This window comes from Streptomyces sp. UG1 (assembly GCF_049974585.1).
In the GTDB taxonomy this organism is placed as follows: domain Bacteria; phylum Actinomycetota; class Actinomycetes; order Streptomycetales; family Streptomycetaceae; genus Streptomyces.
Window position 1 is genome coordinate 68,761 of sequence record NZ_JBNGGG010000023.1, and the last position, 25,730, is coordinate 94,490.

The 25,730-nt window shown below is 71.2% G+C and carries 24 protein-coding genes and 1 pseudogene; 14 read left to right on the forward strand and 11 right to left on the reverse strand.

Annotation, left to right across the window (positions count from 1 at the left end):
• Positions 1 to 11: 11 nt before the first annotated feature.
• Entirely contained in the window at positions 12 to 452 is a 441-nt protein-coding gene (locus ACP4J3_RS25165) for a VOC family protein (protein WP_426538127.1), read from the forward strand.
• 81 nt (positions 453 to 533) lie between these two features.
• Here ACP4J3_RS25165 and ACP4J3_RS25170 read toward each other — a convergent pair whose 3' ends face one another.
• Positions 534 to 1,100 carry a TetR/AcrR family transcriptional regulator gene (locus ACP4J3_RS25170; protein WP_426538129.1) on the reverse strand — a complete coding sequence of 189 codons (567 nt, stop codon included), beginning with the start codon at positions 1,098 to 1,100 and terminating at the stop codon, positions 534 to 536.
• A gap of 98 nt (positions 1,101 to 1,198) precedes the next feature.
• Between ACP4J3_RS25170 and ACP4J3_RS25175 the strand changes: the two genes are divergently transcribed.
• The 3 genes from ACP4J3_RS25175 to ACP4J3_RS25185 are packed head-to-tail and all read left to right on the forward strand — an operon-like array spanning position 1,199 to position 5,085.
• Entirely contained in the window at positions 1,199 to 2,653 is a 1,455-nt protein-coding gene (locus ACP4J3_RS25175; protein ID WP_426538131.1) for an MFS transporter, read from the forward strand.
• Entirely contained in the window at positions 2,653 to 3,855 is a 1,203-nt protein-coding gene (locus ACP4J3_RS25180; protein ID WP_426538133.1) for an FAD-dependent monooxygenase, read from the forward strand. Before ACP4J3_RS25175 ends, ACP4J3_RS25180 begins: the two co-directional genes overlap by 1 nt.
• 9 nt (positions 3,856 to 3,864) lie before the next feature.
• Positions 3,865 to 5,085: a cytochrome P450 gene (locus ACP4J3_RS25185; RefSeq protein WP_426538135.1), complete on the forward strand. Its 1,221-nt coding sequence runs from the start codon at positions 3,865 to 3,867 to the stop codon at positions 5,083 to 5,085.
• Positions 5,086 to 5,096: 11 nt separating this feature from the next.
• Here the strand turns inward: ACP4J3_RS25185 and ACP4J3_RS25190 are convergent, their stop codons facing one another.
• On the reverse strand, positions 5,097 to 6,755 hold the full coding sequence (locus ACP4J3_RS25190) for an ABC transporter permease (protein WP_426538137.1): 1,659 nt from the start codon (positions 6,753 to 6,755) through the stop codon (positions 5,097 to 5,099).
• Positions 6,752 to 7,687: an ATP-binding cassette domain-containing protein gene (locus ACP4J3_RS25195; protein ID WP_426538139.1), complete on the reverse strand. Its 936-nt coding sequence runs from the start codon at positions 7,685 to 7,687 to the stop codon at positions 6,752 to 6,754. The genes ACP4J3_RS25190 and ACP4J3_RS25195 overlap by 4 nt, the downstream gene beginning before the upstream one ends.
• Positions 7,688 to 7,801: 114 nt before the next feature.
• Here ACP4J3_RS25195 and ACP4J3_RS25200 point away from each other — a divergent pair, with 114 nt between their 5' ends.
• A complete protein-coding gene (locus ACP4J3_RS25200) occupies positions 7,802 to 8,296 on the forward strand; it encodes a GbsR/MarR family transcriptional regulator (RefSeq protein ID WP_426538141.1) in 495 nt (164 codons plus the stop codon).
• Between the two features lie 59 nt (positions 8,297 to 8,355).
• On the opposite strand, the gene ACP4J3_RS25205 is transcribed toward ACP4J3_RS25200, so the two are convergent.
• The gene (locus tag ACP4J3_RS25205) at positions 8,356 to 9,249 is read right to left on the reverse strand and encodes a diacylglycerol kinase family protein (RefSeq protein ID WP_426538143.1); all 894 of its coding nucleotides are present in this window, start codon (positions 9,247 to 9,249) and stop codon (positions 8,356 to 8,358) included.
• Between the two features lie 197 nt (positions 9,250 to 9,446).
• Here ACP4J3_RS25205 and ACP4J3_RS25210 point away from each other — a divergent pair, with 197 nt between their 5' ends.
• A complete protein-coding gene (locus ACP4J3_RS25210) occupies positions 9,447 to 10,730 on the forward strand; it encodes an adenylosuccinate synthase (protein ID WP_426538144.1) in 1,284 nt (427 codons plus the stop codon).
• 50 nt (positions 10,731 to 10,780) lie between these two features.
• Here ACP4J3_RS25210 and ACP4J3_RS25215 read toward each other — a convergent pair whose 3' ends face one another.
• Positions 10,781 to 11,005 carry a hypothetical protein gene (locus ACP4J3_RS25215; protein WP_426538146.1) on the reverse strand — a complete coding sequence of 75 codons (225 nt, stop codon included), beginning with the start codon at positions 11,003 to 11,005 and terminating at the stop codon, positions 10,781 to 10,783.
• 48 nt (positions 11,006 to 11,053) lie between these two features.
• Here ACP4J3_RS25215 and ACP4J3_RS25220 point away from each other — a divergent pair, with 48 nt between their 5' ends.
• Entirely contained in the window at positions 11,054 to 11,320 is a 267-nt protein-coding gene (locus tag ACP4J3_RS25220; protein WP_426538148.1) for a hypothetical protein, read from the forward strand.
• On the opposite strand, the gene ACP4J3_RS25225 is transcribed toward ACP4J3_RS25220, so the two are convergent.
• Entirely contained in the window at positions 11,289 to 12,299 is a 1,011-nt protein-coding gene (locus ACP4J3_RS25225) for a hypothetical protein (protein WP_426538300.1), read from the reverse strand. The two genes, ACP4J3_RS25220 and ACP4J3_RS25225, sit on opposite strands and share 32 nt — an antisense overlap.
• 148 nt (positions 12,300 to 12,447) lie before the next feature.
• On the opposite strand from ACP4J3_RS25225, the gene ACP4J3_RS25230 reads away from it, so the two are divergent.
• From ACP4J3_RS25230 to ACP4J3_RS25240, 3 genes are all read left to right on the forward strand, one after another.
• Positions 12,448 to 13,131: a TetR/AcrR family transcriptional regulator gene (locus ACP4J3_RS25230; RefSeq protein ID WP_426538150.1), complete on the forward strand. Its 684-nt coding sequence runs from the start codon at positions 12,448 to 12,450 to the stop codon at positions 13,129 to 13,131.
• Positions 13,132 to 13,658: 527 nt separating this feature from the next.
• Positions 13,659 to 13,811: a hypothetical protein gene (locus ACP4J3_RS25235; RefSeq protein ID WP_426538152.1), complete on the forward strand. Its 153-nt coding sequence runs from the start codon at positions 13,659 to 13,661 to the stop codon at positions 13,809 to 13,811.
• A gap of 142 nt (positions 13,812 to 13,953) precedes the next feature.
• Entirely contained in the window at positions 13,954 to 14,244 is a 291-nt protein-coding gene (locus ACP4J3_RS25240; RefSeq protein ID WP_194043100.1) for a hypothetical protein, read from the forward strand.
• On the opposite strand, the gene ACP4J3_RS25245 is transcribed toward ACP4J3_RS25240, so the two are convergent.
• The 5 genes and pseudogenes from ACP4J3_RS25245 to ACP4J3_RS25265 form a co-directional block, all read right to left on the reverse strand.
• Positions 14,237 to 14,887 carry a hypothetical protein gene (locus ACP4J3_RS25245; RefSeq protein ID WP_426538154.1) on the reverse strand — a complete coding sequence of 217 codons (651 nt, stop codon included), beginning with the start codon at positions 14,885 to 14,887 and terminating at the stop codon, positions 14,237 to 14,239. The two genes, ACP4J3_RS25240 and ACP4J3_RS25245, sit on opposite strands and share 8 nt — an antisense overlap.
• A gap of 36 nt (positions 14,888 to 14,923) precedes the next feature.
• Positions 14,924 to 17,372: pseudogene (locus ACP4J3_RS25250) on the reverse strand (dolichyl-phosphate beta-glucosyltransferase).
• A 206-nt stretch (positions 17,373 to 17,578) separates the two neighbouring features.
• Positions 17,579 to 18,280 (reverse strand): GntR family transcriptional regulator, encoded by a 702-nt coding sequence (locus tag ACP4J3_RS25255; protein ID WP_426538156.1) that lies wholly within the window; start codon positions 18,278 to 18,280, stop codon positions 17,579 to 17,581.
• 481 nt (positions 18,281 to 18,761) lie between these two features.
• The gene (locus ACP4J3_RS25260) at positions 18,762 to 20,117 is read right to left on the reverse strand and encodes an aspartate aminotransferase family protein (RefSeq protein WP_426538158.1); all 1,356 of its coding nucleotides are present in this window, start codon (positions 20,115 to 20,117) and stop codon (positions 18,762 to 18,764) included.
• A 101-nt stretch (positions 20,118 to 20,218) separates the two neighbouring features.
• Positions 20,219 to 20,464 (reverse strand): hypothetical protein, encoded by a 246-nt coding sequence (locus ACP4J3_RS25265; protein WP_426538160.1) that lies wholly within the window; start codon positions 20,462 to 20,464, stop codon positions 20,219 to 20,221.
• Between the two features lie 106 nt (positions 20,465 to 20,570).
• Here ACP4J3_RS25265 and ACP4J3_RS25270 point away from each other — a divergent pair, with 106 nt between their 5' ends.
• The 4 genes from ACP4J3_RS25270 to ACP4J3_RS25285 all read left to right on the forward strand — a co-directional run bounded on the left by ACP4J3_RS25270 (position 20,571) and on the right by ACP4J3_RS25285 (position 25,715).
• The gene (locus tag ACP4J3_RS25270; RefSeq protein ID WP_426538162.1) at positions 20,571 to 21,203 is read left to right on the forward strand and encodes a type 1 glutamine amidotransferase family protein; all 633 of its coding nucleotides are present in this window, start codon (positions 20,571 to 20,573) and stop codon (positions 21,201 to 21,203) included.
• Positions 21,200 to 21,658, forward strand: a complete 459-nt coding sequence (locus ACP4J3_RS25275) for a MarR family winged helix-turn-helix transcriptional regulator (RefSeq protein ID WP_426538164.1) — start codon at positions 21,200 to 21,202, stop codon at positions 21,656 to 21,658. The genes ACP4J3_RS25270 and ACP4J3_RS25275 overlap by 4 nt, the downstream gene beginning before the upstream one ends.
• 79 nt (positions 21,659 to 21,737) lie before the next feature.
• Positions 21,738 to 24,116 carry a protein kinase domain-containing protein gene (locus ACP4J3_RS25280; RefSeq protein ID WP_426538166.1) on the forward strand — a complete coding sequence of 793 codons (2,379 nt, stop codon included), beginning with the start codon at positions 21,738 to 21,740 and terminating at the stop codon, positions 24,114 to 24,116.
• 57 nt (positions 24,117 to 24,173) lie between these two features.
• Positions 24,174 to 25,715: a PstS family phosphate ABC transporter substrate-binding protein gene (locus tag ACP4J3_RS25285; RefSeq protein WP_426538168.1), complete on the forward strand. Its 1,542-nt coding sequence runs from the start codon at positions 24,174 to 24,176 to the stop codon at positions 25,713 to 25,715.
• The last annotated feature ends 15 nt before the right edge of the window (positions 25,716 to 25,730 follow it).

The window sequence follows — 25,730 nt, forward strand, 5'->3', positions numbered from 1 at the left end:
ACGGTGAGGGGATGGAACAGCGCATCACGTTGATCACGCTGGGAGTCTCCGATCTCGCCCGTGCCAAGGCCTTCTACGAGGCGCTGGGCTGGCGGGGGCAGGAGGTCGAGGAGACCGTCTTCTTCCAGGCGGGCGGTCTGGGGCTGGTGCTGTGGAGCCGGGAGAAGCTGGCGCGGGACTGCGGTCTGGAGCCCGGGACGGCGGGTGGGTTCGGCGGGATCGTCCTCGCCCACAACGTCCGCTCCGAGGCGGAGGTGGACGCGCTCCTCACGGCGGCGGAGCGGGCCGGCGCGACGATCACCAAGCCCGCGGCCGTCAATGAGATCGGCTTCTACTCCAGCGCCTTCACCGACCCCGACGGCCACGCGTGGGAGATCGCCCACAACCCCGCTTTCCCTCTGGCCGAAGATGGCTCGGTCACCCTGCCGGACTTCGGCACGGCAACGCCCTAAAGGGGCGCGGGGAACTGCGCGACCAGCCCCCACGGCGCCGCACACAACCAACAACCCCATCCCGGCCCTCCCAGCGGAGCGCTACCGCACCAGCGGCAGGAAGATCGTGTCGACGATCTCCTCGATCGCCTCGCGCGGGACCGGCCGCAGCGTCATCATCGTCTCGCCTCGGAGCAGGTCGAAGGGGAGTGAGGCGATCCGTGGCGTGAGCTTGGCCGGGTCGATCTCGCCGCGCTCGACGGCGCGCTCCATGATCTCGTCGCGTCCGGAGCGGCGCCCGGCGAGGAACATCTCGCGCAGCTCGGCGAAGCTGGTGTCGGTCTCGGCGAAGTAGCCGGTGAGCAGCAGGCTGAGCTGGACGAGGAACGGCGTCTGCTTCTCACTCAGCTCGGTGAGGACGGCGATCAGGTCGCCGCGCAGGGACCCGGTGTCGGCCGGGGTGACCTGCTGGAGGGCGTTGCGGCGTACGACCGCCGCCTCGACCAGCTTCTGCTTGTCCGCCCAGCGCCGGTAGAGCACCGGTTTGCTGGTGCCGGCCCGCCGGGCGACGGAGTCGACGGTCAGGTTCGTGTACCCCCGCTCGCTCAACTCGTCCCAGGCCGCTTCGAGGATCGCCGCCTCGAGTGCTTCACCGCGCCGTCTTCCCACAACACTCCTTCAACCCTCATTAGAAACTTTGACGTTTCTTATCGGCGTACTCTACTCTCGCAAATAAGAAACCGAAACGTATCTTAAGGGGGGTGCGTGTGAGCACCGGAAGCACAGACACCGGACTGCACACGAGATGGAACGGGCGGCTCATCGGACTGGTGGCGGTCCTGGCCCTGGTGAACTTCGTGGTCGACTCGGCGATCACCGCGCCACTGGTCGTCCTCCCGGAGATGCTCGACCACTTCGACACCGACCAGGCGGCGTGGCTCAACGCCACCGCGATGCTCGCGGGAGTGCTGTGGGCGCCGCTGCTCGGAAAGAGCGCCGACATCTACGGCAAACGCAAGGTGCTGGTGCTGACGTTATGCCTGAGCTGCGCGGGGGCCGTCCTGTGCGCGGTGGCTCCCGGCATCTGGCTGTTCGTGCCGGGGCGCATGCTGCAAGGGGCGGCTCTGGCCAGCGTGTTTCTCTCCGTCGCCATCGTGCGAGGGATTTGCGCACCCCGGATCGCGATGATCATCGTGGGCATCGTGACCTCCGGCTCCGCGGTGCTCAACATCGCGTCCCGTTTCCTCGTCGAGAAACTGGCCGTGGAGTTCGGCTTCCAGATCCTGTTCCTCCTGTCGGCCGTCGTCGCGGCCGTGATGGCGATCTGTGTGCACCACGTCCTTCCCGAGTCCCCGACCAGGACACCGGGCAAGATCGACGTCGGCGGTGCCCTCCTGCTCGGCGGAGGTCTCGCCGGGGTGCTCGGCTACGTCAGCCTGGGCTCGGACCTCGGCTGGCTCGCCGCCGTCCCGCTGGCTTTCCTCGCCGGCGGGGTCGCCGCACTGGCCAGGTGGTTCCTGGTCTCCAGCCGCAAGCCCGACCCCCTGATCGACGTCAGGAACCTCGGTGGGCCCTTGGTGCTCACGCTCCTCGTCGTCTTCCTCGCGGCCGGTTCGTACCAGAGCATGCTTCAGCTCATCCCGCTCATCGGTGACGTCTCGACGGATCAGGGACTCGGGTACGGACTGGCCGACCAGGGATCCGTGGCACTGCTGCTCGCGGCGCCGGGAGTCGGCGTCACGCTCGGCGGCCCGGGGGCCGGATGGCTCGCCGCACGCATCGGACCGGCCTTGACGCTGGCCGGGGCGATCATGCTCGGCACGGTGGTGACCCTGGGCATGTTCCTCGGGGCCTCCCAGCTCGCCGCCGCGCTGTGCTGCGGATTCCTGCTGGGCGTCACGGTGGGGGCGCTCGGGACCTCCGGCTTCAACATGGCGGGGAGCCTGGCGTCCCCCGAGCGGCAGGGCATCGTGTCCAGCCTGGTCATGGTCATGGTCTCGATCGGGGCGGTGGTGATGGACTTCGTGGGCGCGGCCGTGCTCAAGACGACCGCCGTGGTCGTCGACGGGGAGACGACGAACTCGGCCACGGGCGTGTACGGCTATGTCGCGGTCGCCTCCGGCGCGTTCGCGATCGCCGCGGTGCTGGCCGTCATGCTCGTGCGAAGCACCCGCCTCAGCCACGATGCGCCGTCGCCCGACCTCGAGCGGGAGGCGGTGTGATGACCGCGTCGAAAGGCACCGTCCTGGTTTCCGGCGCGAGTATCGCCGGTCCCGCCGTGGCGTTCTGGCTGCACCGCTTCGGCTTCGCGGTGACGGTGGTGGAGAAGTCCGCCGGACCGCGGAGCGGCGGGTACCCGGTCGACGTGCGGGGCACCGCGGTGGAGGTGGCCCGCCGGATGGGAATCCTGCCGCAGCTCCACAAGGCGCACATCCGGTCGCGCCGGCTGACGTTCCTCGACGCCGATGGCAGTCAGGTGGCGGTGGTTCATCCACAGTCCGTGGCCGGCGGGGTCGAGGGACATGACGTCGAGGTGCCTCGCGGGGAGCTGACGGACGTCCTGTACGGGGCCGTCCGTGACGAGGTGGAGTTCGTGTTCGAGGACTCCATCGATGCGCTCACGGAACACGAGCACGGCGTCGACGTCACCTTCCGCAGCGGCCTTCAGCGCGGCTTCGACCTGGTCCTGGGCGCGGACGGACTGCACTCGCACACCCGGAAGCTGGTATTCGGCCCCGAGCGCCGATTCCACCGTTACCTGGGGTACCGCTTCGCCATCTTCCCCATGCCCAACACCTTCGGGCTCTCCCATGAAGTACTCATGTGGAACACCCCCGGAAGGGCCGCCGCGCTCTACGCGGTCGGGGACAGCGAAGAGCTGCACGCGTTCCTCAACTTCGCCGACCCCGAACCACCGCGCGAGGCCCTGCGCGACCCCGAGGCGCAACGTGACCTCGTCGCCGCCACCTTCGCCGACGACGGATGGGAGATCCCTGCCATGGTCGCCGCCATGCGCCACGCGGACGACCCGTTCTTCGACAGCGTGAGCCAGGTCCGCATGCCGTACTGGTCCAGCGGCCGGGTCGGGCTCGTCGGCGATGCCGCCTACGCCCCGTCGTTCCTGACCGGGCAGGGGTCCAGCCTCGCCCTCGTCGGCGCCTACCTGCTCGCCTGCTCGCTGGCCGCCCATCGCGACCACTCCGCGGCCTTCGCCGCCTACGAGCGCGACATCCGCGGATTCGTCGAACATAACCAGGCACAGGTCGGCCGAGGCGACGCGGCGCTCTTCCCCACCACCGCCGAAGCCCTGGAAAGACGCAACGCCAGGCTTCGCGGCCTCACCGCCCTGCCACCGGCGACCGGGCGCCCGGCCCATCCGGCCCTCACCCTGCCCCCCTGGTCAGAGAGGGGGACGGCGTTCTAACGTCCGTGCATGGCAGCTGCTTCCGACCTCGCTTTCGACCCGTGGGACCCGGCGTTCCTGGCCGACCCGTACCCCGCCTACGCCGAACTGCGCGCCCGGGGCCGGGTGCACTACTACGAGCCCACCGACCAGTGGCTGGTCCCGCACCACGCGGACGTCTCGGCGCTGCTGCGGGACCGGCGCCTGGGCCGGACGTACCAGCACCGCTTCACGCACGAGGACTTCGGCCGCACCGCGCCGCCGCCGGAGCACGAGCCGTTCCACGTCCTCAACGACCACGGGATGCTCGACCTGGAGCCGCCGGACCACACCCGGATCCGGCGGCTGGTGTCGAAGGCGTTCACGCCGCGCACGGTGGAGCGGCTGAAGCCGTATGTGCAGCGGCTGGCGGGCGAGCTGGTGGCCGGGCTGGTCGAGGCGGGCGGCGGTGATCTGCTGACGGATGTCGCGGAGCCGCTGCCGGTCGCGGTGATCGCCGAGATGCTGGGCATCCCCGAGGCGGACCGGGGGCAGTTGCGGCCCTGGTCGGCGGACATCTGCGGGATGTACGAGCTGAACCCGTCGCAGGAGACGGCGACCAGGGCGGTCCGTGCCTCCGTCGAGTTCTCGGACTACCTGCGGGAGCTGATCGCGGCCCGCCGCAAGGAGCCGGGCGACGACCTGATCTCGGGTCTGATCGCGGCGCACGACGAGGACGACGACCGCCTCACCGAACAGGAGATGATCTCCACGGCGGTCCTCCTCCTCAACGCCGGCCACGAGGCCACGGTGAACGCCACGGTCAACGGCTGGTACGCCCTGTTCCGCAACCCCGAGCAGCTGTCGGCCCTGCGCGCGGACCACTCCCTGATCCCCTCCGCGATCGAGGAGCTGATGCGCTACGACACCCCGCTCCAGCTCTTCGAGCGCTGGGTCCTGGACGAGGTCGAGATCGCCGGCACGACGATCCCGCGCGGCGCGGAGATCGCCATGCTCTTCGGCTCCGCCAACCACGACCGGGCGGTGTTCGACACCCCCTCCGCCCTGGACCTCACCCGCAGGGACAACCCGCACATCTCCTTCAGCGCCGGCATCCACTACTGCATCGGCGCCCCGCTGGCCCGCATCGAACTGGCGGCCTCCATGACGGCCCTGCTGAAGCAGGCTCCGGCACTGCGCCTGGCGGCGGAGCCGGAGCGGAAGCCGAACTTCGTGATCCGAGGGCTGTCAGGGTTGGAGGTCGAGCTTTAGGGGCTGCGGACCTACTTCGTCTCCAGGTCCCGGCGCCGGAAGCCCTCCAGTCCCAGCCACACCAGTCCCGCCGCGACGAGGGTCAGGAGCAGCATCGGGGTCCAGGACATGTCCGCGGCGGGAAGCTGCGGTACGTGGCCGAAGGGGGAGAGGTTGTTCATCCAGTCCGGGAACTGGAGGATCTGGCCGAGGTAGCCGACGACGAAGGCGTACACGGGGACGATCCAGGCCGCCGCGCTCGCGCGTGGGAACCAGCCGAAGAGCACGACCGCCACGCCGACTGTGACCCACAGGGCCGGTGCGTAGGCCAGGGCCGCGCCGACCAGCTTCAGCAGCAGGCCGCCGTCGCCGGTCGAGGCCGCGCCCGAGATGCCGAAGCCGAGCCCGGCCAGCAGCAGGACGAGCGTGCCGCCGCCCATGGCCATGGCCAGGTGGCTGCCGACCCAGCGGCTGCGCGAGAGGCCGGTGGACAGCAGAGGCTCGGCGCGGCCCGCGGTCTCCTCCGAGCGGGGGCGCAGGGCTGCCATCACCACGTACACCGCCGCCACGACCGTGATGACGACCATCACCATCGAGGCGAACGACTCGGCGATGCTGGAGCCCCCGATGCGGTCCAGGGCCTCCTGGATCTGGTCGATGTCCTTCAGCATGTCCTCGGCGTCCCCGAGGATCGAGCCGTACATCGCGCCCATCACGAACAGGCCCACCCCGAAGCCGATCAGCATGCCGCGGTGCAGCCGCAGCGCGAAGCCGACCGGCGTGGTGAGCGCGTCGGAGGCGGCCGGGCTGCCCAGTTTCTCCGGGCGCAGCCCCGCGCCCACGTCCCGCCGGGTGGAGAGCACGAAGCCCGTCGCCGCGCAGGCCACCGCGAGCACGAGGCACAGCAGTAGCGGCCACCAGTCGTTGTCGACGTAAGGGTACGTCCGCTGCACCCAGCCGATCGGGGACAGCCAGGACAGGGCGCCGCTGGAGCCGCTGTCGCCGGCGGCGCGCAGTACGTACGCGACGCCGATGACCGCGAGTGCCATGCCGCTCGCGCCGCGCGTGTGGGCGGTGATCTGGACGGTGATCGCGGCGACGGCGGCGAAGAAGATGCCGACGGCCGCGTGGTCGAGGCCGTAGAGCAGCGACCCGGCGGTGTCGATGCCCTCGATACCCGCGCCGGACAGTCCGAAGGCGAGCAGCAGGGCCAGGACCAGGTTGGCCAGGACCGCTACCGACAGGGCGGCGGCGAGCTGGGCGTGGCGGCCCACGACCGTCGAGCGCAGCAGCTCGGCGCGGCCGGTCTCCTCCTCGGCGCGGGTGTGCCGGGTGATGATCAGTACGCTCATCAGGCCGACCAGGACGGCCATGAAGCCGAGCATCTGATGGCCCAGCATCGAGCCGAAGTTGTAGTCGTCGAGGTAGTGGCGGGGGCCCGACATGGCCAGGCCGGCCGGGCTGTCCATGGTCTTGACGACGTTCGCGCGGTCCTTGGGGTCGCCGTAGAGCTGCTTGTAGTTCTGGGCCGTGGAGAGGGTGCCGAGGAACAGTGCCAGGATCCACACCGGGAGCCGGATGCGGTCCCGGCGCAGCGCGAAGCGGATCAGGGTGCGGGTGCCGGCCAGGGTGTTGCCGCCGGTGACGGGGGCGGCGGGGGCCGGGGCCTTGGCGGTGGCGGCGGTGGTCATTTCACCGCTCCGTTGCTCTTGCCGTTGCCGGAGTGCCCGTTGGCGGCCAGCTCGTCGCCGTAGTGGCGGAGCATCAGCTCCTCCAGCGTCGGCGGGTGGCTGACCAGGCTGCGGATGCCGAACTCGGTGAGCTTGCGCACGGCGCCGTCGACCCGGGCGCCGTCGACCGCGAAGCGGACGCGGCCGTCGACGGTCTGCAGGTCGTGGATGCCGGGCAGCGCGTCCAGGCCCACGGCCGGGCGCTCGGTCTCGGCCTCGATCGTCGTACGGGTCAGGTGGCGCATCTCGGTGAGCGTGCCGGACTGCACGATCCGCCCGAGCCGGATGATGCTCACCCGGTCGGCGAGCTTCTCCACCTGGGCCAGGATGTGGCTGGAGAGCAGCACGGTCTTGCCGGCGGCCTTGGCCTCGACGATGACGTCCTGGAAGACGACCTCCATCAGCGGGTCCAGGCCCGCGGTCGGCTCGTCGAGCAGCAGCAGCTCGGCGTCGGAGGCGAGCGCGGCGACGATGGCGACCTTCTGCCGGTTGCCCTTGGAGTAGGCGCGGCCCTTCTTGGTGGGGTCCAGGTCGAAGCGCTCGATGAGGTCGGCCCGGCGCTGCTTGTTGATGCCCCCGCGCAGCCGCGCGAGCAGGTCGATGGCCTCGCCGCCGGTGAGATTGGGCCACAGCTCGACGTCGCCGGGGACGTAGGCGAGATGCCGGTGCAGCTCGACCGCGTCGGCCCACGGATCCCGGCCGAGCACCTGGGTGGCACCGGAATCGGCGCGCAGCAGGCCCAGCAGGACCCGGATCGTGGTGGACTTGCCGGCGCCGTTGGGGCCGAGGAAGCCGTGGACCTCGCCGGTCTCGACGTCCAGGTCGAGGCCGTCGAGCGCATGCGTCTTGCCGAACGACTTGTGCAGTCCGGAGACGGTGATTGCCTTCGTCATGCTTCAGAACGTACGCTGTCTTCACAAATTTGTGAAGTTAAGAAAGCGTCAAAATCGCGGATAGGCTCGGGGGTGCCGCGCGAGCTGGGCGAACGCAAGGGAGATGATCTACGGATGACGCAACCGAGTGAGGCGGGCCGGGATCCCGAAGCGGTGTCGAAGTTCGTGGAGGCGTTCGCGGCGCAGCTGGTCGAGGCCGGGATGCAGCGTATGGCCGCGCGCGTGTTCGCCGCGCTGCTCGCGTCCGACGCCGGCGCCATGACCTCCGCCGAGCTCGGCGAACAGCTCCAGGTCAGCCCGGCCGCGATCTCCGGCGCGGTGCGCTATCTCGCCCAGGTCCACATGGTCTCCCGCGAGCGCGAACCGGGCTCGCGGCGCGAGCGTTACCGGGTGCACAGCGACCAGTGGTACGAGGCGATGACCAACCGCGACGCCATACTCAGGCGCTGGGAGGCAACCCTGCGCGAGGGCGTCGACAGCCTGGGCGCCGAGACCCCCGGCGGCCGGCGCATCGCCGAGACGCTGGCCTTCTTCGAGTTCCTGGAGGGCGAGTTCGGCAAGCTGTTGGAACGGTGGCGGGAACACCGGGAGCAGACCTTCGGCCCGTAGGGCCGGGGGCTCACCGCACCCGGCGCTCGACCGCTCACCGCGCCACGGCGCTCGACCGCTCACCCCACCCCGGCACCACCACCCGCAGCGCCGCCCCGCCCCGGCACCACCAACCGCAGCGCCCCTTCCCCCACCGTCCACGTCCGTCGGCGCACCGGCCCGGACACCGCCGTGTCCGCCCGGTACCGGAAATGGGCTCCCGACACGGTTACCGTCCGTCCCTCGGCCCGTAGCGGTGACGCCTCCGCGCCCACCGAGGCCGGGCGTACCTCCACCGCGGCCACTCCCGAGGAGCCCGGCGTCACCGACACCGTCTCCACCGGATGGCCGAGGTCCACCAGCGTCGCCCCGTCGACCTCGACCCGCAGCCGGGACGGTCCCGGCGCCGCGGCCACGGGCGTGCTCCGGGCCGGCACCAGGGTCCGTACGAGGGACTGGCACGTACGCAGCCACGGCCGCCCCGCGCCCGGCCCCACCGAGCTCGCCCCCGCCGGCGCGGCGGGGTCCCGTATCGGCGGAATGCGCAGCGCGCCCAGCACCACCCCGTCGCTGTCGTCCACGAGCAGATCGAGCCGCCGCTCCACCCCGTCCAGCACCGCCCGCGCCGCCGCGACCGCGCCCGTCGGCACCCCGAGGGATCCGGCCAGCGACAGCGCGCCCCCGACCGGCACCACCGACAGCACACACTCGGCAAGCTGCCGCTGCCGGTGCAGCAGTGCCACCGCACGGGTCAGCGCCCCGTCGTCGCCGATCACCACCGGCCGGCGAGCGCCGCGTCGCGCCAGCGCCCGGGCGAATTCGTCCGGGCCCTCCGGAAGGCACACTTTCGTCGCCGCACCCGCGCTGAGCACGTCTTTCGCGATCCTCACGGACTCGCCGTCCGTCCTTCGGGCGATCGGATCGATCACCACCAGCAGCTGATCGGACATCGCGAAAGTCGCCACCTCGGCCATGCCTCGCTTCCTCGGGTAGCATCTTTGTGCAAGAGCCCCTTGCGCTATTGCGCCAGGGGCTTCGTCTATTCCGGGGCCATCCGGTCCGACGGTTCGCGGCCAATGACGGTCGCAGCCGGTGGTGGGGCACGCGGCGACACACCTTACGCGTGCACCCCTGACCTTGGACATGCCCCGCCCGGAAGGGGTGTACGCGCGTGCCCGCACTTGTGCTGCTCGGTGCTCAGTGGGGTGACGAGGGTAAAGGCAAGGCCACCGACCTGCTCGGCGGATCCGTCGACTACGTGGTCCGCTATCAGGGCGGCAACAACGCCGGCCACACGGTCGTCGTCGGCGACCAGAAGTACGCCCTCCACCTTCTCCCCTCCGGCATCCTCTCGCCGGGGTGCACTCCGGTCATCGGCAACGGCGTCGTCGTCGACCCGTCGGTCCTGCTCTCCGAGCTGAGCGGTCTGAACGAGCGCGGCGTCGACACGTCCAAGCTCCTCATCAGCGGAAACGCGCACATCATCACGCCGTACAACGTGACGGTGGACAAGGTGACGGAGCGCTTCCTCGGCAAGCGGAAGATCGGTACCACCGGCCGCGGTATCGGTCCGACCTACGCCGACAAGATCAACCGCGTCGGAATCCGCGTGCAGGACCTGTACGACGAGTCGATCCTCACCCAGAAGGTCGAAGCCGCCCTCGACGTCAAGAACCAGGTTCTCACCAAGCTCTACAACCGGCGCGCGATCGCCGTCGACCAGGTCGTCGAGGAACTGCTCGGCTACGCGGCCAAGATCGAGCCGTACGTCGCCGACACCGTCCTGGTCCTCAACCAGGCGCTCGAGGACGACAAGGTGGTCCTCTTCGAGGGCGGCCAGGGCACCCTCCTCGACATCGACCACGGCACGTATCCGTTCGTGACGTCGAGCAACCCCACCGCGGGCGGCGCCTGCACCGGCGCGGGCGTCGGCCCGACGAAGATCAGCCGCGTCATCGGCATCCTCAAGGCGTACACGACGCGCGTGGGCGCCGGCCCGTTCCCCACCGAGCTCTTCGACGAGGACGGCGAGGCGCTGCGCCGCATCGGCGGCGAGCGGGGCGTCACCACCGGCCGTGACCGCCGCTGCGGCTGGTTCGACGCGGTCATCGCCCGCTACGCGACGAGGGTCAACGGCCTGACGGACTTCTTCCTGACGAAGCTCGACGTGCTGACCGGCTGGGAGGAGATCCCGGTCTGCGTGGCGTACGAGATCGACGGCAAGCGCGTCGAGGAGCTGCCGTACTCGCAGTCCGACTTCCACCACGCGAAGCCGGTCTACGAGACGCTGCCGGGCTGGTCGGAGGACATCACGAAGGCCAAGACCTTCGCCGACCTCCCCAAGAACGCCCAGAACTACGTCAAGGCGCTGGAGGAGATGTCCGGCGCGCCGATCTCCGCGATCGGCGTCGGTCCCGGGCGGGACGAGACGATCGAGGTCAACTCGTTCCTGTAGGGCGCGGTGCGCGAGGGACCGGTGACCGAGGAGGGCTGTAACGGCCTCGGTCACCGGTCCCGACCGTGATGGGGAGTGTGCTCGGGCAGCGTTCCCAGGGTGAGCCGATGGGCTCCGTCCCGGACGGCGAGCTCCCACTGCACGTACGGCGAGACCGGCTTCTCGACCACCCGCAGCGACCTCTCCCACTCCCCTCGGCGCACCGCGTCCCCACTGGGGCTGCCCTGTTCCTCGAAGTGCTGTCGGCACTCCAGCTTCCATGGTCCAGCTCCCATATGTCCGGGCACTCGGCATGACCGTCGGTCTGGCCCAGGGGAATGTCGGTGGAGCCGATCACGGCTGGACTGCTTGAGGAGCGCGCCCGGCAACTGGCCGAGCCGCTGAACGGGCGCGCCGATCAGGATCCGGACTTCGCCAGGGCGCTGGACATCTGGCGGCGGCGGGCCGGCGCCGAGGCCGGCACGCGCACCGGCGCGGGAGACGTGCGCAACGAGATCTCCAGCGGGACGGTCCACGGCGCTGTCGTCCAGGAACCGTGGTCACCGTGCGTGGGCCCTGTCACCTCCGATACCGCTGCGCCACTGCCGTGAAGGCGGCCTTGGGTTCCCATTCCATGTCGGGGTAGGTCTGCCCTCGGCGCCCTTCGAGGAGTTTGACGATGCCAAGGCCGGCCCGGTCCAAGTCGTCCCTGGGGTCGCCGTCCGGGCGGTGCGGGTAGCCGGGCAAGGCGAACAAGAACACGAACGCGCTGTCCACGCCCTCGGTCTCGAAGATCTCCAGCAGTTCGCTCAGATATGCGGCCTGGCCGGCCTCGTCACGCTCGTATATGCCGTTCAGCCGTACGGGCGCCTTGGTCTCTGGGGCGTACTCGACCACTTCCAGCACCCGCCCACCGCGGTCTCCCGCGCCACGGTAGGCCGCGGTGCCGAACCCGGTGATGGCGAGCGGCTTCGGGCCTCGGGCCAGGGCGCGCACCGCGTCCCGGAACCGGTCGGCGACCTCGGCGGAGCGGATCAGTTCGAACGTCACGATGTCGAAGGGAGTCCAGTCGACCTGCTCGAACTGGATGGATGCGTAGGTGAGCCTGCCCTGGAAGCGCTCGCGGACCGTGGCCGCGGCCTCGCGGAGGAATGCGTTGATGCGCACGCCGAGCTCGCGCATCGCCTCGGCCCGCCGCTCGGGTTGGCTCATCAGCTGCTCGACCCGCGCCTCGGGGCTCTCTCCGGACAGGAACCCGCGGTTCATCACGCTCAGCTCGACCCCTGCGACGAACACGACTGTGGCCCCCCGCTGCCGGAGTCGTTCCGCTCGCTCGGCGCAGTCGCGGAAGAGCTTGAGGATCTGCTCCGGATCCAGCTCCAGCGGATAGGGCGAGAACCAGACCTCCAGGCCGAGTTCGGCGGCGGCACCGGCGGCCAGCTCCAGCCGGTCCGGGTCGCCGCCGATGACCTGGACCGCGTTGCAGTGCAGGTCGTCGCGGATGATGGCGAGCTCGCGCCGGATCACCGCGGGGTCGAAGTGCTCGCGGGACATCTGGCCGTGCACGACGAATCCGGTGCCGTAGGTCATTCCCCTTGCTCGCATGATGCCGTCCTCGCTGTCGGTTTCAGTCGGGTCGAGGCTGGCAGGAAAAGTGCGTGCACGCAAGTTTGCCGAGACGCAAGTTTTCGGCCGCGTAACTTTGCGTGCGCGCAGTCCTGTGTGGAACGCTGACACCGTGACGACACCACCACCACCGGGGCTGCGGGAACGGAAGAAGCGGGCCACGCGCGAGGCGCTGCGCGAGGCGGCCCTGCGCCTGGCCCTAGAGCGCGGACCGGACCAGGTACGGGTCGAGGACATCGCCGAAGCGGCCGGGGTTTCGCCGCGTACCTACAACAACTACTTCGCCAGCCGTGAGCAGGCGATCGTCTCCGCCGTCACCGCGGACCGGGAGGTGCGCATCGCGGCGGCGGTCGCGGCCCGGCCCGCAGGGGTGCGGCTGGCTGACGCCGTCACCGAAGCGGTGGTCGAGCAGTACGCGAACACGGGCGAGCGCGAACACAAGGCGTTGCTGCTGATCGCCACCCAGACCGCGCTGGGCGACGCGTTCCTCGACACCGCCGCCGGCATCGAGCCCCCTCTCACGGCGGTGATCGCCGAGCGCCTGGACGACGCCGGAGCGCACACAGCCCGCGTCCTCGCGGCAAGTGTGGCCGCGGCAGTGCGCATTGCGCTGGAAGCCTGGCTCCGGCCGGCCGGGAACGCAGAGGTCACCGAGAGGCTCGCCGCCGTAGGACTGGTTGTGCCCTCCGGCTCACTGCCCGACCAGCTCCGCGCGGCGCTGAACCCGCTCGCGCCCGCGTTCGACGCCGCCGAGCAACGCACCCGGCCGTCGTCCTCGGCGGCCGATTCAACATAGATGACGCCAGTGGTGTGGGCCGTGCGCGAGAGCGGCGAGTCGATGGCAGGTGCGGGCGCCTGGTGGCAACCTCGCCGGCTGGACCCGTGCGGGGGTGCCGGATCCGAAGGGGCCCTTGCTCGCGCAGCGACCGCGTTCTGAACGGCAGGGGAACGTGCCAGGCGGCAGGCGGACTTGGCTGAGCGAGTGGCCCCTTTGGGCCACCGGCGACCCTGGTCCCGCCTGCTCACGGCTGTCGAAGCCGATCCAAATGGGCCGATTACCGATCCACACGCAGGGCGCAGCCGGTGTCTCGGGCGGACCCCAGGCGAGATGGGGTACGTCGCATCGCGCGGTACCCGCGCTCAACGGCCTGACCTGGCCCTTGAGCTGGCGCTACCGCCCGACGGCCCCCCTTAGAGCCACGCCAACAAACGAAATGCCCCCGCGGTGCGCCAACACCCAGGGGCCGCTCGCCCTGCTCCGCGACCGGAGCATCTCCTGGCGCGCGGTGAGCGTACTGACGTGCCTGCTGGCCCTCCCGGGAGGTGGGCCAACGCCCCGTCGCCTACGAGGTGTTCGACGGGCCGTACGAACCCGATCCACGAACGGGTGAAACCGAAAAGCCCGGTCCTGACCAGGACGCCGACGCGCTATCGGGTACCGGCATCCGCACCATCCGCATCGTCGAGCAGAACTGACGAGGCTGGGAGGGTGCCCGGCCGGTGCCCTCCCCCCCCCCGGGTCCCGACCCCCAGTGGAGTATTGAACGGGCAAACCGTACATCCCGCCCATAGCCTGGGGCTGCACGACCCCGCACGTACCCAGAGAAAGGCGGACCCGATGCGCGTCATGCTCAAGGCGACCCTCGACACCGAGAAGGCCTCCGAAGTCATCCGCAGTGGCAGGATGCCGGAGTTGATGAAGAGGGGCATGGAGCGGCTCAAGCCGGAGGCGGCCTACTTCGGGCCAGAGGGAGGACGGCGGACCGCCTTCCTGGTCTTCGACATGAAGGACAGCACCGAGCTGGTCCCGGACAGCGAGGTGTTCTTCAACGAGCTCGGCGCCACGGTCGAGGTCTTCCCGCTCATGAACGTCGACGACCTGCAGAAGGGCCTGGCCCAGATCAGCTGAAGACGATCATCGACCCCTGCGCCAGACTCCGTGTCGCCGCCGCGTGCAGCCCCAGCCAGACGTGCCGTTCACGGGCGAACGGGCTGGGGTCGTACGGGGCGGGCACGGCCGGTTCCTCCAGGGACGTGGGGGTGAGCGGGGGCTGCGGCGCCGCCGGCGGGTTGGCCGGGTCGATGCCGATCACCGGGGCCACGAACTCCAGCTCGCGCAGCAGTGCCTGCGAGGAGCCCAACGGGCCGCCGCCCGCGAGGAGCTCGTCGTTGGACAGCGGGCCGGCGAAGTCGACCGGGACATAGGCGCCCGCGTGGTCGTAGTGCCAGACCAGGTGCGACTGCTGGGCCGTCGACTCGAACATCTCCAGGAGCTGTTCGTAGTCGCCGCCCAGTTCGTCGACCGGCGTCACCGCGAGGCCGCAGACCTGGAGCAGATAGGCGCGGCGCAGGAAGTGCAGCGCGTCGTAGTCGAAGCCGGCCACCGGGGCGACGTCGCCGGACAGGCCCGGCATGTACTGGTACACCGGCACCGGAGGCAGCCCGGCCTCGGCGAGCACCTTGTTGTATTGCGCGAGTTCCTCGGCGAAAGGGTTGTCGGGGGTGTGGCACAACACATCGACAAGCGGTACCAGCCACAGGTCACAGGCCAAAAGAGGGCTCCTCGCGTAGCACGTTCAGCACATTGGTCAAGGCAGGGTAGTCGGTGTGCGCGGGGGCAGCTCCTCCCGTGCAGGTCCCAGGCCCCGGTCCCAGTCCCATACCCACACTCCGTCCGTCCACCTACCGGGTTGGTCCACCAGCTTCTCCACCGTCTCCCGCAGGGCATCGTCGTTCGGCTGCGGAGCCAGCACCAGCACGCCTGCCCTCCAGTACGCCAGATCCAGCCGTGCCTGCTCCCGCCAGGAGTCGTTGACCGGCGGTACGTCGCCCGAGTTGCGTACGTCGCGCAGCAGGTTGGAGGTGAAGCGGGGCTCGGCGCCGTAGATGCCGACGCGTTCGTCGCCGTAGGGGCCGTTGAAGTAGCCGCCCGCCAGCTTGAAGCCGAGACCGGCCTCGGTCTGCCAGTGCAGCGCCTCCGCGTCGGAGGGGTCGGGCAACGGCACCGGCACGAGTGCCTCGCCGTCGCGGACGTACGACTTCCAGGTGCCGTCCGCGATGAAGGCGGGGACGGGGACGCGGTCGGCCGCCCGCAGCGGGGCGGGGATGACGGGGAGGAGCGCGAGACCGACGGCGAGCAGGCCGACGTAGCGGGTGGTCGGGCGGCGGGCCGCGAGCAGCCGGTCCAGGGCGACGGCGAGCAGCATGCCGAGCGCCGGGGCGCAGATCATCGCGACCCGGCTCTCGATGACCGCCTCGAACAGCGGCTTGTCGGCGAGGAGTTCCCAGGGGCCGGGGAGGGTGATGCGGGTGAGCGGGAGGCGGAACTCCCGTCCCAGGGACAGCAAGGCCGCCGCCACCGCCGTGAACGCCAGCGCCCTGATCAGGGCCTGCCTCCACAGCCGTACGAGGATCGCGAAGGCGAGCAGGACCAGCGGCCAGCCGTAGAAGGCGTTCTGCTCGGTGGCGTTGAAGGCCAGCGCGTCCGCCGTCTCGGCGTCGCCCGCGAGCCAGGAGCGCTCGGCGAAGGAGAGCAGGGCGAGGGGGCTGTTGAAGGAGCGGGGGTTGTGCTCGATGTCGGTGTAGCTCTGCGGGCCGGCGAACTGCCAGACGAGCGGATACACGACGAGGGGGAGGCAGACGGAGGCGGCGATGAGGAGGCCTCGTAGGAGGGGGCGCCAGGACGCGCGTGCCACGTCCGGGCGTACGGCGGCGTAGGCGGCGGCGAACAGCAGCATGCCCAGGGCCGCCAGCAGCAACGGTTCCTCGCCGAGGAAGACCTGGTACGCCGCCATGAGTCCGAGGACCACGCCGTCCCTGGTGGTCCGGGTGCCCGTGGTGAGGCGCAGGGCGCGGTCGATGATCAGCGGGATCATGAACAGGACGACGAAGTTCGGGTGCGCGTGGGCGTGGCTGACCATCGGCGGGGCGAAGGCGGCGAGCGAGGCGCCGAGGAAGGCCGGGATCCGGCCGCGTACGACGTACTTGACCATCAGCCGGTACCAGGCGGCCGCGGTCGCGGCGAGGCCCAGCGTCATGACCAGGCTGAGGGTGACCGCGGGGCCGGCGGCGAGGGTGAGGGGGGGTGAGGGGGACGGACAGGCCCAGCATGACCGTGTTGGCCATGAGGTTCACGCCGTCGGGGAAGCCCTGGAGGTCGGTGAAGAGGGGGTTGCGGAAGTGGGCGACGTTGTCGGCCGTGACCGCGAAGAACCACTCCCACTGGTTCTGGTCGCGGAGGGAATCGGGGAGGTAGCGGTGGGCCGGGTCGAAGACGCGGCCGGAATAGAGCGCCACCGACATGAGGAGGAAGAGGAGGGTGGCGTAGAGGTCGGCGGGGCGGACGGAGCGCAGTGCCATCCGGGATATCTCGGTGAGCACTCGGGCGTAGTCGAGCGGGCCGACCTTCGAGCCGGGCCGGTGGGACCAGCGGACGGGGACCTCGGCGATGGTGAGCCCCGCGCGGCGCAGGTGTCGTAAGACCTCCACGTCGATGGCCCAGCCGTTGACGCGGGAGGCGGCGTAGGCCTCGCGGGCGTGGTCGCCGTCGTAGAGCTTGAAGCCGCACTGGGTGTCGTGGATGCCGGGGAGGGCTGTACGGCGTATCAGTACGTTCCCGGCGCGGCCCAGGAGTTCGCGCAGCCGGTGCTGGCGGTTGCCGATCGTGGCGCCGGGGATCGCACGGGAGCCGATCGTCGCGGAGTTGCCCTCGCCGAGCGCCTTGTCGAGCCGGTCCAACTCCTCGATCGGGGTCGCGAGATCGGCGTCGGTGACCAGGACGCGGCGGCCCCGGGAGGCGGCGACGCCCAGGCGCAGGGCGTGGCCCTTGCCGCGGTTGCGGGTGCCGGTGACCAGGTGGATACGGGGGTCCTGGCGGGCGGTGACGAGGTCGCCGGTGGCGTCGGTGGAGCCGTCGTCGGCGACGATGATCTCCCAGGAGGGCCAGCGGGCGGCTTCGGCGCTGAGGTGGTCGGTGAGGGAGTCGAGGGTGGGGGTGAGGCGGTGCCGTTCGTTGTAGGCGGGGATGACGACGGACAGGTCGCAGGTGCCGGGGGCGGCGTCGGTGCCGGGGTCGGCGTCGGTGGCGGGGTCGGCGTTGGTGGCGTGGGCGTCGGCGGTGGCGTGGGTGTCGGCGGGGTCGTGATCGGGGTCGTGTCCGTGGTTATGTCCGGGGTCGTGTGCGGCGTCGTGATCGGTGATGTCCGCGGAGAGCTCGGGCGGGCCCGGCAGGCCCCGCTCGGGGCTCATCCGGCTGCCAGCCGCTCGATCAGGGCGAGGGAGTCCGCGTCGTGGGCGGCGATGATCGCACGGGCCGAGGGCAGGTCGCGGCGCAGCAGGGCGTCGACCAGTTCGGTGTGCCGGGACCACAGGTGGCCGCGCAGATCGTGGAGGCGGCGCAGGTGCTGGACCGCGCAGACCCAGGACTGCAGGCGCAGCCGGTGCAGAAAGTCGGCGAGGTAGGGGTTGCCGAAGAGGGCGGCGAGCTCGCGCCAGAAGCGCAGGTCGTAGCCGATGAGCACGGTGAGGTCGCCGGCGACGGCGGCGCGCTGGGCCTCCTCGGCGCGGCGGCGCACTCCGACGACGGCGGCGTGGACGGTGGGGTCGTCGGGGTCGCGATGGCGCGCCCGGTCGGTGGCCAGGACCTGGAAGATGCCGTCGAGGACCAGGCCGCGGGCCTCGACGATGCCGCGGTAGTCCTCTACGGAGTACTCGTGGACGCGGAAGCCGCGGTGCTGGTCGGCCTCGAGGAGGCCCTGGGCGGAGAGATCGACGAGCGCTTCGCGCACCGGGGTGGCGGACACGCCGTACTGCTCGGCGATCTCCTTGACGGTGAACTCCCGGCCTGCCTGGAGCCGCCCGGCCAGTACCTCGTCCCGCAGCGCGTCCGCGATCTGCTGGCGCAGGGTACTTCGCGTCACGGAGCCGTTGCCGCTGGTGCCGGGCATGGTCAGGGCGTCTCCCGTCGTCGCGGTGAGGTGGCGAGCACGTCTATGTCTACGGGCACGCCACCTTACGCGTTCGGGTGCTGGGCGACCTTTCTGCGCCGACGCACTTTTCTCGCCCCCGCCGCCCCTACCCATTCCCGTCCCCTGGGGGCTGCGCCCCCAGACCCCCGCATCGGCCCTGAACGGGCCTCGTCCTCAAACGCCGGACGGGCTGGGGGGTGGTGCGGGCTGGAGGGTGGGGCGGGCTGGCGTTGGGGGGGCGCCTCCAGCGGGTGGGTGAGGGCTGGGGGCGGCGAGGGCTTGTGGTCGAACGCTGGGTGGGTCGGAGGGGGGTGGGGGTCGGTGTTGGGTGGCGCCTCCAGCGGGTGGGGTGGGGTGGGGATGGCGAGGGCTTGTGGTCGAACGCCGGGTGGGCTGGAGGGTGGCGCGGGTCGGTGTTCACAGGTGACCGTCCGACTCGGTGAGCTGCGCCTGCCCGCGGCTACTGCGTGTACTCGTCGGCCACTGTCAGCGCCGCGTCCAGTGCTGTCAGGCCCTCTTTCAGTTCCGCCTCGGTCACATTGCACGGCGGTACCACGTGGGTGCGGTTCATGTTCACGAACGGCCACAGGCCGGCGGTCTTCGCGGCGGAGGCGAACGCTGCCATGGGGGCGTTCGCCTCGCCGGCCGCGTTGTAGGGGACCAGCGGTTCGCGGGTCTCCCGGCTCCTGACCAGTTCGAGCGCCCAGAACATGCCCACGCCCCGCACCTCGCCGACGCAGGGATGGCGCTCGGCCAGCTCCCGCAGTCCCGGTCCGACCACGTCGGCGCCCAGTCGCGCGGCGTTCTCGACCACGCCCTCCTCGGCCATGACCTCGATCGTCGCGACGGCGGCAGCGCAGGCCAGCGGATGGCCCGAGTACGTCAGACCGCCCGGGTACGGCCGCTTCGCGAAGGTCTCGGCGACGGCACCCGAGATGGCCACGCCGCCCAGCGGCACATACCCCGAGTTCACGCCCTTCGCGAAGGTCATCAGGTCCGGCGTCACACCGAACAGGTCCGCCGCGAACCACGCACCGGTCCGCCCGAACCCCGCCATGACCTCGTCGAGGACGAAGACGATCCCGTACTTGTCGCAGAGCTCACGGACACCGGCGAGGTAGCCGGGCGGCGGGATCATGATGCCCGCCGTCCCGGGCACCGTCTCCAGGATGATCGCGGCGATCGTCGACGGCCCCTCGAAGGCGATCGTCGTCTCCAGGTGCTCCAGCGCCCGGGCGCACTCCTGCTCCTCGGTCTCGGCGTAGAAGCGGGAGCGGTACAGGAACGGCGCCCAGAAGTGCACCACGCCCGCCGTCCCGCCGTCGGAGGGCCAGCGGCGCGGGTCGCCGGTGAGGTTCACGGCCTGCTGGGTGCCGCCGTGGTACGAGCGGTACGCCGAGAGCACCTTGGGGCGGCCCGTGTGCAGCCGGGCCATCCGCACCGCGTGCTCCACGGCGTCGGCGCCGCCGTTGGTGAAGAAAATCCTGTCCAGGTCACCCGGCGTCCGCTCGGCGATCAGCCGCGCCGCCTCCGACCGCGCCTCGACCGCGAACGCCGGCGCGAAGGTCGTCATCCGCGCCGCCTGCTCCTGGATCGCGGCGACGACCTTCGGGTGCTGGTAGCCGATGTTGGTGTAGACGAGCCCGCTGGTGAAGTCGAGAAAGCGCCGGCCGTCGTAGCCCCAGAAGTACGACCCCTGCCCACCGGCGACGGCGAGCGGGTCGATGAGTTCCTGCGCGGACCAGGAGTGAAACACATGCGCACGGTCCGCGGCCTTCACGGCAGCGCCGACCTCGGGATTTGGCTGAGGGGTCATGCGGCCGAGCGTAGGAGCCGGTTCGGCCGGCGCGATATCGGCGACTTGTCTGTGGTCGGCGGGATTCCGCGACAGGTTGTCGACGCGTGTCGACGCGTGTTTTACCGCTGACTTGGCGCTGTCAGGTCGGTCAGCAGCATGCCCAGCGCCGACTTCGGGACGGTGCTGCTCGACTCGCCGCCCGTCTGCCCCCAGCCCACGCGCGAGTCCGTGAAGCCCGAGTCGCCCTTGGTGCCGTTGATGCCCTGGAAGATGCCGAAGTCGAGGGGGCCGTCGTCCGCGGAGGCGGGAGCGGCGGCCGTGAGGAGAGCCGCGCCGGTGAGCGCGGTGGCAGTGATGATCTTCATGCCTACCCAACGACGGCGGTGGCGGGAGGATGTGCTATTGACAGGAAGCTGTCGAGATGACAGCATATTGTCATCCTCATCTTGGGGAGTTCACCTTGGAGGAGTCATGAGCAGCAGCAAGCCCGTGTACCTCGCCGTCTACGACACCCTCGCCGACTGGGAGCCCGGCCACGCCACCGCGCAGCTCGCCCGCGCCGGTTACGAGATCCGCACCGTCGGCCCGACCCGCGAACCCGTCACGACCGTCGGCGGCCTGCGCATCCAGCCCGACCTGGCCCTGGCCGACGTACGGCCCTCCGACGTGGCCCTGCTGATCCTCCCGGGCGCCGACCTCTGGACTGAGACATCAGCCGCTACCGCGGCGGGGGGCGACGAACTCGCCCCCTTCGCCCGCACCGCCCGCGCCTTCCTGGACGCCGGGGTGCCGGTGGCCGCGATCTGCGGGGCGACGGCAGGCATGGCGCGCGAGGGTCTGCTCGACGACCGGGACCACACCAGCGCGGTCTCCTTCTACCTGGCCGCGACCGGGTACGCCGGCGGCGGGCGGTATGTCGAGGCGGACGCCGTCACCGACGGTGGGCTCGTCACGGCCGGCCCCACCGAGCCGGTCGCCTTCGCCCGGGAGATCCTGCGGCTGCTGAAGGTGTACGACGACGAGGCCGTCGACGCCTGGTACCGGCTGTTCCACGACTCCGACGCCGAGGCGTACGCCGTACTGGAGAAGGCCGGCGTCCTGTGAGCCGCGAACGACAGGACCTGCTCAGCCGCAGCGCGCTCGGGGTCTTCCGGCTCAACGGCCAGTTCCTCGCGGTCGCCGAGGAGCTGGCCAGGCCGGCCGGGCTGACGGCGGCCTGGTGGCAGGTCCTCGGCGCGGTGCTCACCGACCCCCTCCCCGTCTCCGGCATCGCCCGGTCCATGGGCATCACCCGGCAGAGCGTGCAGCGCATCGCCGATCTGCTGGTGGACAAGGGGCTCGCCGAGTACCGGCCCAACCCGGCCCACCGCCGCGCGAAGCTCCTCGCGCCGACGGAGCGGGGGCGGGCGGCCGTCTCCCGTATCGACCCCGGCCACGCGGCCTTCGCGGACCTGCTGGCCGAGGCCGTCGGGGAGGCGGAACTCGCCGATGCCGTAAGGGTTCTGGAACGGTTGTCGAAGACCCTCGACCAGATCGCCGTTCCTGTTACGGAACCGTAGGCACCGGCCCGTTCACCTCCTCATATGCCGCACTATCGTGGGGCCGACGCGTAGGCGGGGGCTGGTTGGGGGGCGTGCGATGCAGAAGCTGGGGCCGGGGGATCCGCCGGGGATCGGCGGGTATCGGCTGCTGGCGCGGCTGGGCGCGGGCGGCATGGGGGACGTCTATCTCGCCCGGTCGGACCGTGGGCGTACCGTCGCCGTGAAACTCGTACGGCGGGAGCTGGCCGCGCAGGAGGAGTTCCGCGCCCGGTTCCGGCAGGAGGTGCGGGCGGCGCGGCAGGTCGGCGGGTTCTGGACCGCGCCGGTGCTGGACGCGGACACCGAGGCCGAGGTGCCGTGGGTGGCCACCGGGTATGTCGCCGGGCCGAGCCTCCAGCAGGTCGTGGGGCACGACCACGGGGCGCTGCCCGAGCGTTCGGTACGGACGCTGGCGGCGGGCCTCGCGTACGCGCTCAAGGACATCCACGCCGCGGGCATCGTGCACCGCGACCTGAAGCCCTCCAACATCCTGATCACCATCGACGGCCCCCGCGTCATCGACTTCGGTATCGCCCGAGCCCTGGAGACGATCGGCGAGAGCGGGCTCACCCGCACCGGTTCGCTCGTCGGGTCGCCGGGGTTCATGGCGCCCGAGCAGGTGCGCGGGGACCGGATCACGCCCGCGTGCGACGTCTTCTGCCTGGGCTCGATCCTCGCGTACGCCGCGACCGGCAAGCTCCCCTTCGGCTCCGTCGACAGCGGCGCACACGCCCTGATGTTCCGGATAGCCCAGGAGGAGCCCGACCTGGAGGGCGTCCCCGAGGGCATCGCCGAACTGGTCCGCGCCTGCCTGCGCAAGCCCCCCGGCGCCCGACCGACGCTGGGCTGGATCCTGGAGCGCACGGGCGCGGAGGACACCGTCTCGGACGGCCGCTCCCGGGACCCGTGGCTGCCGAGCGCGCTGGTGGCGCAGTTGGGGCGGCATGCGGTGCGGTTGCTGGATACGGAGGATCCGGTGGGGGCGGGGGATCTGGGGGGACCGGTGGGGTTCACGGGACCAGGGGGACGAGGGGGATCAGGGGGGCAAGGGGGACAAGGAGGGCCGGGAGGATCGGCGGGACCGGGAGGACCGGGAGGACCGGGAGGGCTGGTGGGACCGGGAGGGCCGGGAGGATCGGCGGGCCCCGGAGGACCGGAGGGACCGGAGGTGGGACCGGTCGGGTCCGGTGAAGCGGGCTCGGGTGCGCCGGGCTCGGGTGCGCCGGGCTCCGATGTGCAGGGGCCTGCTGTGCCGAGCCCCGCCCTCGCCCCGGGCGCGCCCGTCCCGGCCGTGCCCCGCCCCGCCGAACCCACCCCCGCCGCCTCCCCCGAGCACTCCCCGGCCGCCTCCGCGACACCGCCCGACCAACTCCCCACCGTCGCTGCGCCCCAGAGCGGCCCGACCCCGCCGCCGAGCCCCGGCGCTCCACCCGCCGGCGCCTTCGGAGATGCCGCCGCCCCTGGTGGCACCCCGGCCCACCCGGCGTACGGCTCCCCGCAGCAGCACCCGCAGCAGCCGGCGTACGGCTACCCACCGGCCGACCCGACCTCGCCGCCGTACGGCTCCACTCCGCCGCACAGCCCGACTGCGCCGTATGGCTCCACTCCGCCGCAGGCTCCCGACCAGCCGTATGGCTCCACTCCGCCGCAGGCTCCCGACCAGCCGTATGGCTCCACTCCGCCGCACGCTCCCGACCAGCCGTACGGCTCCATCCCGCCGCACGACCCGACAGGGCCGTACGCTCCCACCCCGCCCTACAACCCACCTCCGCCCTACGACCAACCCCTGCCCTACAACCCATCCCCGCCCCACGACCCACCCCTCCCGTACCTCCCCGCGCCCCAGCCCGAACCGCCCCACCGCAGCGCCCGTTCCACCGCGGCGCTCGTCCTCGTCGCGCTGGTCGTCGCGCTCGCCGCCGGTGGTTCGGTGTACGCCCTCATGAGCGGCGATGACGGAGCCGACGGTGGGCCGGGCCCCACCCCGACCGTCACCGCCACGGCCGGCGCGACCTCCGACCCGACCCCGACCACACCCACGCCCACGCCCACACCCACCCCGAGCACCTCGGCATCCGCCGACGGCGTGATCCCGGCGCGGTTCCTCGGTACCTGGACCGCCTCGATCGGCGGTGACACCGGCCAGAACACCCGTCGGCTGACCATCCGGCAGGGCGAGGTGGGTGACACGGTGCTCTCGCTCGTGGCCGACGGCCCAGCCGGCACCGGTACCTATCACTGTGAGTTCGAGGCGGTGCTCAGCGAGGCGCCGGGCGCGGACGGCCCGTTGGAGGTGGGCCCCTCCCGCGTGACGGTCGGTGAGCCGGCCACCGCCTGCTCGCCGGGCGCCGCCACCGAGGTCACGCTGCTGCCCGACGGCAGGCTGGAGCGCGTGAACACGAGCAGTGGGGAGAAGCTGACGTACACCAAGCGGTAACCCCAAGTACCCGTATGCGTAAGGCTGTTGAGGTCGAACGAGCTTACGGTCACGCCGGTGGAGTGGCTGAGCGCAGAGAACATCGTGGCCGTCGGTACGGCTGTGCTGGGTGTCGTCGCGTCCGGTTTCATGGTCTGGTACGAGCGCCGGGTGCCGCGCAAGAAGCGGATCGGCTACCGCGTCCAGATGGACAACCCCATAGGCGACGATCTGAGTTCGGGCCGGGCCAACGTCCGGCTGGGCGCGTTCGACGCGGACATGGACGACGCGACACTCGTGCTGCTGCGCGTCGAGAACGACGGCGCGCAGAACATCGACCGCGACGACTACACCGGCCCCGAACTGCACGGCCTGACCGCGGTGTTCGCCGACCGCACCATCCGGGGCGTCTCGGTCACCCAGCCGACCGACATCGACCACCTGATGGACCACTTCACCCCGCAACGCGGCTTCTCCTACGAGGACAACCGGATGCGCCTGCCGCGCGTCCCGCTCAACCCCGGCGACTACTACAAGCTGCTGGTGCTGCTGTCCGGCGGTGCCGTGGGCAAGGACATCCGGCTGCGCGGCGGGCTCCGGAACGGCGAGGTGCACCCCAACCGCAGCGCGACGCCGGACGACAAGCCGCCGCTGTTCAGCCTGCCGGCCAGGATCCTCTCCGGACTGCTCACCCTCTGCGTGCTGGCGGTCGCGGGCATCGTCGTCTTCCGTGACGGCAATCCGATCGACTGCGAGCAGGGCGGGTTGACGGTGATCGGCTCGACCGCCTTCGAGCCGGTGGTCTCGAGGCTGGCGCAGAGTTACGAGCACAAGTGCGAGGGTGCCGAGATCGACGTCGAGACCCGCGGCAGCGAGGCCGGCGTCGCCGAACTCGCCGCGCTGGCCGACCAGTCGAAGGTCCGGGCGCGGTCGGTCATCGCGTTCTCCGACGGCCCGCTGGGCGAGCGCCTGGGGCTGAAGGGGAAGAAGGTCGCGCTGTCGGTCTTCACCCTCGCCGTCAACGACGGGATCGGGCTCGGGGCACAGGGGCTGTCCGTGCGGCAGGTGAGGGACATCTACAAGGGGCGGTACAAGCGGTGGGGCGAGGTGCTGCCCGGCATCGACAAGGCGACCGCCGACCTGCCCATCGTCCTGGTCAGCCGCAGCGACAGTTCGGGGACGCGGCAGGTGTTCCAGGACCGGGTGCTCGGGGGATGGGAGCAGGCGCAGAGCACGTCACTGGACTGCCGCCCGCCCGAGGGCACCGCCGTCACCGCGGTCACGCGCTGCGAACTCGCCCGTACCTCCGACGTCCTGGACAAGATCGCCGAGCAGCCCGGCGCCCTCGGGTACAGCGAGCTGAGCGCCGCCGCCGAGCACAAGGGCGTACGGACGGTGCCGCTCGACGGCGACCGGGCCGACGTCGACGAGATCGAGCGCGGCGACAGCGCCTACCCGTACCGCGACATCGAGTACGCCTACACCTACGGGACCGCGCCCGACGAGTCCCTGACGGCGGGGTTTCTGTCCTACCTGGGCGAGGAGAGCAGCAGACAGGTGATCCGTACCCAGGGGCATGTGCCGTGCGGGACGCCGGTGGGGCTGGAGCTGTGCCGCTGAGAGGGGGGCGGGGGC